The 13,628-nt window shown below is 67.2% G+C and carries 11 protein-coding genes; 5 read left to right on the forward strand and 6 right to left on the reverse strand.

Going from position 1 to position 13,628, the window contains the following annotated elements; translation table 11 throughout:
• Window positions 1-10: 10 nt before the first annotated feature.
• From FB600_RS02155 to FB600_RS02175, 5 genes are all read right to left on the reverse strand, one after another.
• Entirely contained in the window at window positions 11-712 is a 702-nt protein-coding gene (locus FB600_RS02155) for a succinate dehydrogenase iron-sulfur subunit (protein WP_013690592.1), read from the reverse strand.
• 22 nt (window positions 713-734) lie between these two features.
• Window positions 735-2,510 (reverse strand): succinate dehydrogenase flavoprotein subunit, encoded by a 1,776-nt coding sequence (gene sdhA, locus FB600_RS02160; protein WP_013690593.1) that lies wholly within the window; start codon window positions 2,508-2,510, stop codon window positions 735-737.
• Between the two features lie 4 nt (window positions 2,511-2,514).
• On the reverse strand, window positions 2,515-2,883 hold the full coding sequence (sdhD, locus tag FB600_RS02165; protein WP_013690594.1) for a succinate dehydrogenase, hydrophobic membrane anchor protein: 369 nt from the start codon (window positions 2,881-2,883) through the stop codon (window positions 2,515-2,517).
• Window positions 2,884-2,887: 4 nt separating this feature from the next.
• The gene (gene sdhC, locus FB600_RS02170; RefSeq protein ID WP_013690595.1) at window positions 2,888-3,304 is read right to left on the reverse strand and encodes a succinate dehydrogenase, cytochrome b556 subunit; all 417 of its coding nucleotides are present in this window, start codon (window positions 3,302-3,304) and stop codon (window positions 2,888-2,890) included.
• A 191-nt stretch (window positions 3,305-3,495) separates the two neighbouring features.
• Window positions 3,496-4,299 (reverse strand): GntR family transcriptional regulator, encoded by an 804-nt coding sequence (locus tag FB600_RS02175; RefSeq protein ID WP_025098911.1) that lies wholly within the window; start codon window positions 4,297-4,299, stop codon window positions 3,496-3,498.
• A gap of 301 nt (window positions 4,300-4,600) precedes the next feature.
• Between FB600_RS02175 and FB600_RS02180 the strand changes: the two genes are divergently transcribed.
• From FB600_RS02180 to acnA, 5 genes are all read left to right on the forward strand, one after another.
• On the forward strand, window positions 4,601-5,584 hold the full coding sequence (locus FB600_RS02180) for a malate dehydrogenase (protein ID WP_145756166.1): 984 nt from the start codon (window positions 4,601-4,603) through the stop codon (window positions 5,582-5,584).
• 216 nt (window positions 5,585-5,800) lie between these two features.
• On the forward strand, window positions 5,801-6,805 hold the full coding sequence (locus FB600_RS02185) for an HpcH/HpaI aldolase/citrate lyase family protein (RefSeq protein ID WP_145756167.1): 1,005 nt from the start codon (window positions 5,801-5,803) through the stop codon (window positions 6,803-6,805).
• Between the two features lie 223 nt (window positions 6,806-7,028).
• Entirely contained in the window at window positions 7,029-7,556 is a 528-nt protein-coding gene (locus tag FB600_RS02190) for a hypothetical protein (protein ID WP_013690599.1), read from the forward strand.
• Window positions 7,557-7,630: 74 nt separating this feature from the next.
• Complete coding sequence (locus FB600_RS02195) at window positions 7,631-9,082, forward strand: bifunctional 2-methylcitrate dehydratase/aconitate hydratase (RefSeq protein WP_096751356.1); 1,452 nt, start codon at window positions 7,631-7,633, stop codon at window positions 9,080-9,082.
• A gap of 55 nt (window positions 9,083-9,137) precedes the next feature.
• Entirely contained in the window at window positions 9,138-11,855 is a 2,718-nt protein-coding gene (acnA, locus tag FB600_RS02200) for an aconitate hydratase AcnA (protein WP_047838332.1), read from the forward strand.
• A 264-nt stretch (window positions 11,856-12,119) separates the two neighbouring features.
• Here the strand turns inward: acnA and FB600_RS02205 are convergent, their stop codons facing one another.
• Complete coding sequence (locus FB600_RS02205) at window positions 12,120-13,469, reverse strand: MFS transporter (protein ID WP_096752871.1); 1,350 nt, start codon at window positions 13,467-13,469, stop codon at window positions 12,120-12,122.
• Window positions 13,470-13,628 lie beyond the last annotated feature (159 nt).

Raw genomic sequence — 13,628 nt, forward strand, 5'->3', positions numbered from 1 at the left:
TCGAATCAGCTCAGACCGCGCGGCGAACCATCAATTCCTTGATCTTGCCGATCGCCTTGGTCGGGTTCAGGCCCTTCGGGCAGACGTCGACGCAGTTCATGATCGTATGGCAACGGAACAGACGGTACGGATCCTCAAGGTTGTCGAGGCGTTCGGCGGTGGCTTCGTCGCGGCTGTCGGCGATGAAGCGGTAGGCCTGCAGCAGGCCGGCCGGGCCGACGAACTTGTCCGGGTTCCACCAGAAGCTCGGGCACGAGGTCGAGCAGCTGGCGCACAGGATGCACTCGTAGACGCCGTCGAGCTCTTCGCGCTCTTCCGGCGACTGCAGGCGCTCCTTCTCGGGCGGCGGCGTGTCGTTGATCAGGAACGGCTTGATCGAGTGGTACTGGTTGAAGAAGTGCGTCATGTCGACGATCAGGTCGCGCACCACCGGCAGGCCCGGCAGCGGGCGCAGCACGATCTTCTGCGGCAGCTCGTTCAGGTTCGTCAGGCACGCCAGGCCGTTCTTGCCGTTGATGTTCATCGCGTCCGAGCCGCACACGCCTTCGCGGCAGGAGCGACGGAACGACAGGGTTTCGTCCACTTCCTTGAGCTTGACGAGCGCGTCGAGCAGCATGCGTTCATGCGTGAGCTCGAGTTCGTACGTCTGCATGCGCGGCGCCGCGTCCTTGTCCGGATCGTAACGATAGAGTTCGAAAATGCGTTTTGCCATGGTCAGATTCTCCGGATTCGGCTTAGAACGTACGTGCCTTGGGCGGGACGGATTCGACCGTCAGCGGCTGCATGTGCACCGGCTTGTAGTCGAGGCGGTCGCCTTCGCTGAACCACAGCGTATGACGCATCCAGTTTTCGTCGTCGCGATGCGGGAAGTCGTCCTGCGCATGCGCGCCGCGGCTTTCCTTGCGGGCCTCGGCCGACACCATCGTGGCACGCGCCACTTCGACCAGGTTCGCCACTTCGAGCGCTTCGACGCGCGCGGTGTTGAACACCTTCGACTTGTCCTTCAGGTGGATGTGCTGGGCACGCTCGGCCACCTTCTTGATGTCTTCCACGCCTTCGGCCAGCAGCGCCGAGGTACGGAACACGCCGGCATGCTTCTGCATCGAGCCGCGGATCTCGTTGGCGACGCTCTGCGCGTATTCGCCCGAGCTCGAGCTGTCGAGCTTGGCCAGGCGCGAGAGCGCGAAATCGGCCGCGTCCTTCGGCAGCGGCTTGTGCTCGCGCTGCTTCTTGACGTGTTCGACGATGTGGTTGCCGGCCGCGCGGCCGAACACCACCAGGTCGAGCAGCGAGTTGGTGCCCAGGCGGTTCGCGCCGTGCACCGACACGCAGGAGCACTCGCCGACGGCGTAGAAGCCGTTGATCGGGTCTTCGTGGCCCTTCGAGGTACCGACCACCTGGCCGTGGATGTTGGTCGGGATGCCGCCCATCTGGTAATGGATGGTCGGCACGACCGGGATCGGTTCCTTGATGCAGTCGACGTTCGCGAACTTCAGCGCGATCTCGCGGATCGACGGCAGACGCTTCATGATCGTCTCGGCGCCGATGTGCGACAGGTCGAGCAGCACGTGGTCCTTGTTCGGGCCCACGCCGCGGCCTTCCTTGATTTCCTGGTCCATCGAGCGCGAGACGAAGTCGCGCGGCGCCAGGTCCTTCAGGGTCGGTGCGTAGCGCTCCATGAAGCGCTCGCCGTCCGAGTTGCGCAGGATGCCGCCCTCGCCGCGCACGCCTTCGGTGATCAGCACGCCCGCGCCGGCCACGCCGGTCGGGTGGAACTGCCAGAACTCCATGTCCTGCAGCGCGATGCCCGAACGGGCCGCCATGCCGAGGCCGTCGCCGGTGTTGATGAAGGCGTTGGTGGAGGCCGCGAAGATCCGGCCGGCGCCGCCGGTGGCGAACAGCGTGGTCTTGCCTTCGAGGATGTAGACGTCGCCCGTTTCCATTTCCAGGGCGGTCACGCCGAGCACGTCGCCGTCCGCGTCGCGGATCAGGTCGAGCGCCATCCATTCGACGAAGAATTGCGTCTTGGCCGCGACGTTCTGCTGGTACAGCGTGTGCAGCAGCGCATGGCCGGTACGGTCGGCGGCCGCGCAGGCGCGCTGCACCGGCTTCTCGCCGTAGTTCGCGGTGTGGCCGCCGAACGGGCGCTGGTAGATCGTGCCGTCGGCGTTACGGTCGAACGGCATGCCGAAGTGCTCGAGCTCGTAGACGGCATTCGGCGCTTCGCGGCACATGAACTCGATCGCGTCCTGGTCGCCGAGCCAGTCGGAGCCCTTGATCGTGTCGTAGAAGTGGTAGTGCCAGTTGTCTTCGCTCATGTTGCCCAGCGAGGCACCGATCCCGCCTTGCGCGGCGACCGTGTGCGAACGCGTCGGGAACACTTTCGACAGCACGCAGACCGACAGGCCCGCGCGCGCGAGTTGCAGCGAGGCGCGCATCCCCGAGCCGCCCGCGCCGACGATGACCACGTCGAACTTGCGACGCGGCAGGGAAGTATTGATTGCAGCCATTCTTTTACACTCTCCAGAGAATCTGCGCGGCGTAGCCCGCGCACGCGAGCAGCCAGACGATCGTCAGCGATTGCAGCAGCAGCCGCACGCCGACCGGCTTCACGTAATCCATCCAGATATCGCGAATGCCGACCCAGGCGTGATAGAACAGCGCCAGCAGCGTGACGAAGGTCGCGAGCTTCATCCATTGCGTGGCGAAGATCGATGCCCAGCCGTCGTAGGAGAAATCGCGCGCCGCGAAGAACCAGGCGAGCAGGATCACGGTGTAGACCGCCATGATGACGCCGGTGATGCGTTGCGCGAGCCAGTCGCGCAGGCCGTAGTGAGCGCCGACCACGAGGCGCTTCGAGCCGATTCGGTTGTTGCCTGCCATTTTCTTAGAATGCTCCGAACAGTTTGAGCGCGAACACCAGCGTCAGCGCCAGCGACACGACGAACACGACGATGGCCGTGCGCTTGCCGCTTTCCTTGGTGACGGCGTCATGGTTGACGTCCATCAGCAGGTGGCGGATGCCGGCGCAGAAATGATGGAGGAACGCCCAGGCCAGCACGAGGACGACCAGCTTGACGATGATGTTGGAGAGGAAGGCCTTGAAGACGTCGAAGCTGATTTCGGACGTCAGGCTCTTGTCGAAGAGGAACAGCAGGAACGGAAGCGACAGGAACAGCAGCGCGCCGCTGATCCGGTGGAAGATCGAGAGTTGCCCCGCGATCGGCAGGCGGTAATGGCGAGTTATGTCTCCGATGCCGATGTTCCGATACTCCGGCCTCGGTTTTCTTACTGCTTCAGTCATGCTAGACCCCTACTATGTAGTCACACTAATCCGCGATTTTAGCGCCTTTTTATGTCGCGCTGCAGCGAAAACCTGCTCAGGACAGTTACACCGCAGCGAACAAAAGGCGGCCCAAAACGTGCTTCGCATGTGGGCGCGAGCCCGTTCCCCACTGCCTTGCGGCCGTTCTTCGACGGCCCGCCATCATTCGATCAGCTCAGATCGTTCTGATAGTAATACCCGGTTGTGACATACCAACCGCGGCGCACCTCGACCGGACGGTCTCCATAGGTATAGGACACGCGTTCGACCGACAGCAAAGGAAATCCTTCGGACACCGACAACAGTTCGGCCACCGCCGGCTCCGCCGCCACCGCGCGCACCTTCTCGGTGGCGCGGATCATGCGCGTGCCGAACTCCGACTCGAACATCGCGTAGAGCGGCCCCTTGTACTCGGACAGGCGCTCGAAGCTCAGGCCGCGGAACATCGCGCCCGGCAGCCAGATCTCGTCGAGCACGGTGGCCACGCCGTCGAACTCCAGCAGCCGGCGCACCTGCACCACCGGATCGGCCGGCTTCAGGTCCAGCTGCCGTGCGATCTCAGCCGGCGCCCGGGTGCGGCGGCACTCCAGCAGGCGGCTCACGTGCGGGTGCTCGACGCCGTCCTCGGCCAAGAGGCGCAGGAAGCGGAACTGCGCGCGCTCCTCGCTATGGGTCGCCACGAAGGTGCCCTTGCCCTGCCGGCGCACCAGCAGGTTGTCGGCCGCCAGCTCGTCGATCGCCTTGCGTACCGTGCCCTGGCTCACCTTGTAGCGCGCCGCGAGCTCCACTTCGCTTGGTATGATCTCGCCGGGCTTCCACTCGCCCGATTCCAGCCCCTGGGTGATCAATGCCTTGATCTGCTGGTACAAGGGGCTGAAGGTCGGCGACGGGGCCTGCGCAGGCGTCGGCTCGCCGCCGGCCGAGGCCTGGCCGGGGGCGTTCGGATTCGACGCGTTCGCCTGGTTGGATGTCATGGCGCGCATTTCAACACAAAGCCAAGTTTTTCGTCCACATTTTTCCAGCAATACTCTGTCTTATATAAGACATAAGATACCGTTTGACTTTGCCATAGCTCGCTCCTACACTCCGGGGCGAGCAAGGAAGCGCCCCCGGAACGCGCTCGACCCGCGCCCAGCCTGGCTTCCAGGCCGATCGCCCGGCGCCGGCCCGAGCCGGACGCGCCTCCTGCGCACCGCTTCAATGCAATGCGACGCATAACGCGCATAAAATGGCGCTTTTGCTCGCGTCCCACGCCCATCGTCCTGGAGATTTCTCATGGCTAAGCCCGCAAAGCGCGTTGCCGTTACCGGCGCCGCAGGTCAAATCGCATACTCGCTGCTGTTCCGCATCGCGAACGGCGACCTGCTCGGCAAGGATCAGCCGGTCATCCTGCAACTGCTCGACCTCCCGCAAGCCCAAGCCGCCGTCAAGGGCGTCGTGATGGAGCTCGACGACTGCGCGTTCCCGCTGCTCGCCGGCGTCGTGATCACCGACGATCCGAAGGTCGCCTTCAAGGATGCCGACGTGGCGCTGCTGGTCGGTGCCCGCCCGCGTTCGAAGGGCATGGAGCGCAAGGACCTGCTGTCGGCCAACGCCGAGATCTTCACGGTGCAGGGCGCCGCGCTCAACGAAGTCGCCAGCCGCGACGTCAAGGTGCTGGTGGTCGGCAACCCGGCCAACACGAACGCCTACATCGCCATGAAGTCGGCCCCGGACCTGCCGAAGAAGAACTTCACGGCGATGCTGCGCCTGGACCACAACCGCGCGCTGTCGCAACTGGCCGCCAAGGCGGGCAAGCCGGTCGCCTCGATCGAGAAGCTGGCCGTGTGGGGCAACCACTCGCCGACGATGTACCCCGACTTCCGCTTCGCCAGCGCCGAAGGCGAATCGCTGCTCAAGCTGATCAACGACGACGTCTGGAACCGCGACACCTTCATTCCGACCGTCGGCAAGCGCGGCGCGGCCATCATCGAGGCGCGCGGCCTGTCGTCGGCGGCTTCGGCGGCCAACGCGGCGATCGACCACGTGCGTGACTGGGTGCTCGGCACCAACGGCAAGTGGGTCACGATGGGCATCCCGTCGGACGGCTCCTACGGCATCCCCGAGGACATCATCTACGGCGTGCCGGTGACCTGCGAGAACGGCGAGTACAAGCGCGTCGAAGGCCTGGAAATCGACACCTTCTCGCGCGAGAAGATGGACGGCACGCTGGCCGAGCTGCTCGAGGAGCGCGACGGCGTCGCCCACTTGCTGAAGTAATGCCCGCCGGGACGGGCACGCCTCGCGCGTGGCCCGCCCCGCACCGGCCGGCGCCCGGCCGAGCTCAAGGCGAGCTCGACCCCGGGCGCCGGCCGATTCGCATTCGATCCGCGCGCGCTTTGCCCGCCAGGCCGGCCCCGGCCGACGCTCCAGGCACCGCAGAGCCCGCTCGAATCCGATGCCTTTTCGATGCTTGCGATCCCACGCGTAACCACGATGCCCGCGCTCTCCCCCGCCGAAGTCCTCTACGACGGCGCCTCGCCGCCCGCGATCCTGCCCTGCTGCGATCACTACGCGGGCAGCGAAAAGCTGATGCGCAAGTCGCTCGCGCTGCAGGCCGAGCTGGGCCCGGTGTTCGACCTCACGCTCGACTGCGAGGACGGCGCCGCGGTCGGCCGCGAGGCCGAGCATGCCGAGCTGGTGGCCGCCATGCTGGGCGATGCGGCCAACCGCTTCGGCCGCGCCGGCGTGCGCATCCACGACTTCAGCCACCCGCATTGGCGCGACGACGTGCGCATCGTGCTGCGCGCGGCCCGCGCGCCGGCTTACATTACGCTTCCGAAAGTCACCAGCGCGGCCGATGTCGCCGAGGCCTGCGCCTTCATCGAAGGCACCCGCCGCGAGCTCGGCATCGACCGGCCGATCCCGGCCGACGTGCTGATCGAGACGCACGGCGCGCTCGAGCAGGTGGCCCGGATCGCCGCGCTGCCGGCCGTCTCCACGCTCAGCTTCGGGCTGATGGACTTCGTCTCGGCCCACCACGGCGCGATCCCCGACAGCGCGATGCGCTCGCCCGGCCAGTTCGACCACCCGCTGGTGCGCCGCGCCAAGCTCGACATCGCCGCCGCAAGCCACGCCCACGGCAAGACGCCCTCCCACAACGTCAGCACCGAGATCCGCGACATGAGCGTGGTGGCCGGCAATGCCCGGCGCGCCCGCGACGAGTTCGGCTACAGGCGCCAGTGGAGCATCCACCCGGCCCAGATCCCGGTGATCGTGGCGGCCTTCGCGCCGCGCGAGGACGAGATCGCCCTGGCCGCCGAGATCCTGCTGGCCGCGCAGGCCGCCGACTGGGGCCCGACGCGCCACCACGATACGCTGCACGACCGCGCCAGCTACCGCTATTACTGGAGCGTGCTGCGCCGCGCCCACGCCGCCGGCCGCGCGCTGCCCGCCGAGGTCGCGCCCTGGCTGCCGCCGCGCGACGAGGCGCGTGCATGAGCCGGGCCCGCGATTCGCTTGCCGGCTCGCGCCCGGGCGCCCTCGATAGCCCTGGCGCGCGGCCGGCGAGCCGACTGTTTCGCGAAATCACGACAGAAGCTTCGAATTCCCTTAAAACCATCGCGCGAATTAGGAGAAAATAGCGGCCGCTGCGCACCATGGGGCGCGTGTCGCGCGCCGGCCGCCTCCCTCGTCAACCGATATCCATAAAAGGCTTGAGCACATGAACAAACTGTTGATCGCCGCCGCCATCGGCACCCTGTCCGCCACGCTGCTGAGCGTCGCCCCGCAAGCTTCGGCACAGACCGCCGGCACCACCGCCAAGGCACCCGCCAAGAAGGCCGTGGCCAAGCGTCCGGCGCCCAAGCGCCACCTGATCCCGCGCAGCAAGCGCGCCCAGGCGGCCGCGGCGGCCAAGGTCGATCCGGCACCGGACGGCGCGGTCAAGTGGTCGTGCAAGGACGGCCTGTCCTACCAGCTGGCCGGCGACATGAAGCGCGACCAGATCGTCACGGTCCACTGGGCCAACAAGAACTACAAGCTGCCGCGCCAGGCCACCACGACCGGCGCCGACGTGTTCTACGATCCGGCCAGCGGCCTGAAGCTGGTGGTGATCCCGACCAAGGGCATGCTGTTCAGCGACAAGGAAGACACGCGCCTGGCCGACGAATGCGTGACCGCCGAGATGGCCGCCAACGGCACGCCGGCGCCGACCCAGTCGAACGAACTGGCACCGAACGTCCAGAAGTAAGCCGTACCCGCAAGCAGCACCCGGCGGTACCCGATCCGCAACGAAACAGCAGGCCAGCCACGACAGGAATCCTGATGTCCGCCCCGCAAACGAATCTCCGGCCCGCGCCGGACCCGGTACTGGTCGAGATCGTCGACTACGTGCTGGGTTTCGAGATCGACAGTGAGCTCGCACTGGAAACGGCGCGCCACTGCCTGCTCGATACGCTCGGTTGCGGGCTCGAGGCCCTGTCCTACCCGGCCTGCACCAAGCTGCTCGGGCCGCTGGTGCCCGGCACCGTGGTGCCCAACGGCGCGCGCGTGCCGGGCACCTCGTTCCAGCTCGATCCGGTCAAGGCCGCCTTCGACATCGGCGCGGCGATCCGCTGGCTCGATTTCAACGACACCTGGCTGGCCGCCGAATGGGGCCACCCGTCCGACAATCTCGGCGGGATCCTGGCCACCGCCGACTGGCTCTCGCGCACCGCGATCGCCGCCGGCAAGCCGCCGCTGACGATGCGCGCGGTGCTGGTGGCGATGGTCAAGGCGCACGAGATCCAGGGGTGCCTCGCGCTCGAGAACGCCTTCAACCGCGTCGGCCTCGACCACGTGCTGCTGGTCAAGGTCGCCTCCACCGCCGTGGTCGGGCAACTGCTCGGCCTCACCCGCGACGAGCTGATCAACGCGCTGTCGCTGGCCTTCGTCGACGGCCAGGCGCTGCGCACCTACCGCCACGCGCCCAACACGGGCTCCCGCAAGTCCTGGGCGGCCGGCGACGCCACCTCGCGCGCGGTGCGTCTGGCGCTGATCGCGCGCACCGGCGAGATGGGCTACCCCTCGGCGCTGAGCGCGCCGACCTGGGGCTTCTACGACGTGCTGTTCGAGGGCAGGCCGTTCCGGTTCCAGCGTCCCTACGGCAGCTACGTGATGGAGAACGTGCTGTTCAAGATCGCGTTCCCCGCCGAATTCCATGCGCAGACGGCCGCCGAGGCCGCGCTCGCGCTGCATCGCCGGATCCTCGCCGCCGGGCGCGGCGCCGAATCGATCCGGCGCGTCACGATCCGCACGCACGAGGCCGCGATCCGCATCATCGACAAGAGCGGGCCGCTGGCCAATCCGGCCGACCGCGACCACTGCATCCAGTACATGGTGGCGGTGCCGCTCCTGTTCGGACGGCTGACGGCCGCCGACTACGAGGACGACGTCGCCCGCGACCCGCGCATCGACGCGCTGCGCGCGAAGATCGCCTGCGTCGAGGATCCGCAATTCACGAAGGACTATCACGACCCGGACAAGCGCGCGATCGCCAACGCGCTGACGGTCGAATTCGACGACGGCACGGTGCTCGACGAGGTGGTGGTCGACTACCCGATCGGGCATCGCCGCCGTCGTGACGAGGGCATCCCCCTTCTCGTCGAGAAATTCCGCAGCAACCTGGCGCGGCGTTTCCCGACGAAGCAGCAACAAGCGATTCTCGACGTGTCGCTCGATCCGGCAAGGCTCGCCGCCATGCCGGTCAATGAATACGTCGACTTGTATGTGATCTAGCCGTCAGATACAGGACATCTTTCCTCGCCTCAACCCAGGAAACCAGGAAAACACCATGGCCCACAATCTCCACAAAACCCTCAAGGAATTCGACAGCGGTTCCGGAAAAGGCAAGTTCTATTCGCTGCCCCAGCTCGGCAAGGAACTGAAGACCAAGATCGAACGCCTGCCGGTGTCGATCCGTCTGGTGCTCGAATCGGTGCTGCGCAACTACGACGGCAAGAAGATCACCGAGGAACACATCGAGCAACTGGCGAACTGGAAGCCCGATGCCAAGCGCGTCGACGAGATCCCGTTCGTGGTCGCGCGCGTGGTGCTGCAGGATTTCACGGGCGTGCCGCTGCTCGCCGACATCGCGGCCATGCGCGGTGTGGCGCAGCGCGCCGGCCAGGACCCGAAGAAGATCGAACCGCTGGTCCCGGTCGATCTGGTGGTCGATCACTCGGTGCAGATCGACTACTTCCGCCAGAAGAACGCGCTCGACCTGAACATGAAGCTGGAATTCCAGCGCAACAACGAGCGCTACCAGTTCATGAAGTGGGGCATGCAGGCCTTCGACACCTTCGGCGTGGTGCCCCCGGGCATCGGCATCGTCCACCAGGTCAACCTCGAGTACCTGGCGCGCGGCGTGCACAAGAAGGCCGACGGCGCCGACACGGTGTACTACCCCGACACGCTGGTCGGCACCGACAGCCACACCACCATGATCAACGGCATCGGCGTGGTGGGCTGGGGCGTGGGCGGCATCGAGGCGGAAGCCGGCATGCTCGGCCAGCCGGTGTACTTCCTCACGCCGGACGTGGTCGGCGTCGAGCTCAAGGGCAAGCTGCGCGAAGGCGTGACGGCCACCGACCTGGTGCTGACCATCACGGAAATGCTGCGCAAGGAAAAGGTGGTCGGCAAGTTCGTCGAGTTCTTCGGCGAAGGCACCGCCTCGCTGTCACTGCCGGATCGCGCCACGATCGGCAACATGGCGCCCGAGTACGGCGCGACCATGGGCTTCTTCCCGGTCGACGAGAAGACCATCGAGTACTTCGAGGGCACCGGCCGCACCAAGGCCGAGATCGCCGCCTTCGAGAACTACTTCAAGGCCCAGAAGCTGTTCGGCGTGCCCAAGGCCGGCGAGATCGACTACACCAAGTCGCTCACGCTCGACCTGTCGAGCGTCGCGCCCTCGCTGGCCGGCCCGAAGCGTCCGCAGGACCGCATCGAGATCACCCACGTCAAGTCGACCTTCGCCGACCTGTTCTCGAAGCCGGTCGCGGAAAACGGCTTCAACAAGAAGGCCGAGGACCTGGCGGCGCAATACACCACCAGCAACGGCGTGAACGTGAAGAACGGCGACATCCTGATCGCCGCGATCACCTCCTGCACCAACACCTCGAACCCGAGCGTGCTGCTGGCCGCGGGCCTGCTGGCCAAGAAGGCGGTGGAAGCGGGCCTCACGGTCGCGCCGCACATCAAGACCTCGCTGGCGCCGGGATCGCGCATCGTCACCGAGTACCTGACCAAGACGGGCCTGCTGCCCTACCTGAGCAAGCTCGGTTTCGAACTGGCCGCCTACGGCTGCACGACCTGCATCGGCAACGCCGGCGACCTGACGCCCGAGCTGAACGAAGCGATCGTCAAGAACGACATCGTGGCCGCGGCCGTGCTGTCGGGCAACCGCAACTTCGAGGCGCGCATCCACCCGAACATCCGCGCCAACTTCCTGGCCTCGCCGCCGCTGGTGGTGGCCTACGCGATCGCCGGCACCATCACGCGCGACCTGATGACCGAACCGGTCGGCAAGGGCAAGGGTGGCCGCGACATCTACCTCGGCGACATCTGGCCGACCAGCGAGGAAATCCAGTCGCTGCTGAAGTACGCGCTCGACCCGAAGGCCTTCGAGTCGAATTATTCGAAGCTGACCAAGAAGGGCGACCTGTGGAGCAAGATCGAGGGCGAGACGGGCCAGGTCTACGACTGGCCGAAGTCGACCTACATCGCCGAGCCGCCGTTCTTCGGCAAGGACTTCCCGATGCAGCCTTCGGACTCGATCGCGCCGGTCAAGGGCGCGCGCGCGCTCGGCGTGTTCGGCGACTCGGTGACCACCGACCACATCAGCCCGGCAGGCTCGATCAAGGAAGACTCGCCGGCCGGCCGCTGGCTGAAGGAGAACGGCGTGCAGAAGGCCGACTTCAACAGCTACGGCTCGCGTCGCGGCAACCATGACGTGATGATGCGCGGCACCTTCGCCAACGTGCGGATCAAGAACCTGATGATCCCGGCCAAGGCCGACGGCTCGCGCGTCGAGGGCGGCCTGACGATCCACCAGCCGAGCGGCGAACAACTGTCGATCTACGACGCGGCGATGAAGTACGTCGACGCCGGCGTGCCGACCGTGATCTTCGCGGGCGAGGAATACGGCACGGGTTCGTCGCGCGACTGGGCCGCCAAGGGCACCCAGCTGCTCGGCGTGAAGGCCGTGGTGGCGCGCAGCTTCGAGCGGATCCACCGCTCCAACCTGGTCGGCATGGGCGTGCTGCCGCTGCAGTTCAAGGGCTCGGACAGCGTCCAGTCGCTCGGCATCACCGGCGAGGAAACCTACGACGTGGAAGACCTCGGCGACGACTTCAAGCCGCAGCAGGACGTCACCCTGGTGATCCACTACAAGAACGGCGAAACCAAGCGCGTGCCGGTGCTGCTGCGCGTGGACACGCCGATCGAGGTGGACTACTACAAGCACGGCGGGATCCTGCCCTTCGTGCTGCGCTCGCTGCTGGCTGCCTGAGCGCGCGGTTTTTGCAGGTGCCGCGCGTCGGAGACGATGCGCGGACGATTCGAGCCCGGCTCCGGCCGGGCTTTTTTTTGTCCCGGCCCGGGGCGCGATAGCGATGGCGACGCTGACTCGATCGGTCGAGCGACGGCGGGAGCGCGAGCCGGCTTGGGCTCCCGTCCGAGGTTAAGGGCACTCGCACGGCGAGGCCTCGCCAGCCGCGCACCACGCGCCGCCCGCCTCTCCCTCTCGTCCTCCTCGTCCCCCTCTCTCGCCCTCCTACTTCGCGCCCCGCTCCGACGGCACCGCCTTGCCCGAGCGATGCGAGGGCGCGAACAGGCGCAGGCCGCTGGCCAGGCTGGCGGCGGCCGAGAAGCCGGCGCCCAGCCCGAGCGCCAGCGTCGGGCCGTGCCTGGCGGCGATGCCGAAGCACAGCGCGACCAGGGCCGCGCCGGTGGCCTGCCCGATCAGGCGCGCGGTGGCGATGATTCCGCTCGCGCCGCCGCTGCGCTCGGGCGGCGCGCTCGCCATCAGGGCCTTCAGGTTGGGCGACTGGAAGAAGCCGAAACCGGCGCCGCACAAGGCCATGCGCCAGATGATGTCGGACACGTGCGGATACGGCGGCAGCATCGCCAGCAAGGCCATGCCGAGCGCCAGGATCGCCAGCCCCACCGCGCCCAGCAGCCCCGGCGGATAACGATCCGACATGCGCCCGGCGATCGGCGCGGACAGCGCCACCACCGCCGACCAGGGCGTCATCAGGAAGCCGGTCTCGACCGCGCTGCGATGCAGGACGTCCTCGAAATAGAACGGCAGCGAGACGAAGGCCAGGCCCTGCGCCGCGAACGAGCAGACCGCCGTCAGCGCCGACAGCGCGAACACCGGCCGCTTGAACAGGTCGACCGGCAACATCGGCGCGGGATGCCCCGCCTCGCGGCGGATCAGCAGCCAGCCGAACACCAGGGTCACGCCGGCGGCCGCCAGGCTGAAGGCCAGCGGCCCGCGCTGCGAGGTCTCGCCGAGCGCGAAGATCAGCGCCGCGAAGGTCACCACGTTGAGACCGGCCGCGACCGGATCGAAACTGTGGCCGCCGCGCCCCGTGTGCGGCAGCGCCGGGATCGCCACCGCCAGCGCGAGCAGCCCGAGCGGCACGTTGACGGCGAACAGCCAGGGCCAGTCGGCCAGCGAGAGGATCACCGAGGCCACCGTCGGCCCCACCGCGAAGGACACGCCGACGATCAGCGCATTCAGGCCGAGCCCGCGCCCGAGTCGCTGCGCCGGGTAGAGATGGCGGATCAGGGCCGTGTTGACGCTCATGATGGCCGCCGCGCCCAGGCCCTGCACGATACGCGCCGCGGTCAGCATCGGCAGCGTCGAGACCAGCGCGCAGGCCAGCGAGGCGGCCGTGAACACCACCAGCCCGCCGATATAGATGCGGCGATGGCCGACGATGTCGCCCAGCGCGGCCAGCGGCAGCAAGGTGGCCACCATCGCGAGCTGGTAGGCATTGATGATCCAGACCGAGGCGGCAGGCGCGGTGTGCAGGTCGGCGGCGATGGCGGGCAAGGCGGTGTTCGCGATCGCCGTATCGAGCGTCGCGAGCGCGACCGCAAGCAGGATCGCGATCATCGCGCGCCAGTTGAACGCCGGCTCCGCGGGGCGGCCGGCGAGAAGGGTTTCGGACAAGGCAGGACTCGGCAGGACGGGCGACGCGGATCGCGCATCGCGAATGGATCGACGCGGCGGCGCGTCGATTGCCCGATTTCCGGAAACGAAACCCGCCGCAGC

The organism is Burkholderia sp. SJZ089, from assembly GCF_007828315.1.
In the GTDB taxonomy this organism is placed as follows: Bacteria; Pseudomonadota; Gammaproteobacteria; order Burkholderiales; family Burkholderiaceae; genus Burkholderia; species Burkholderia gladioli.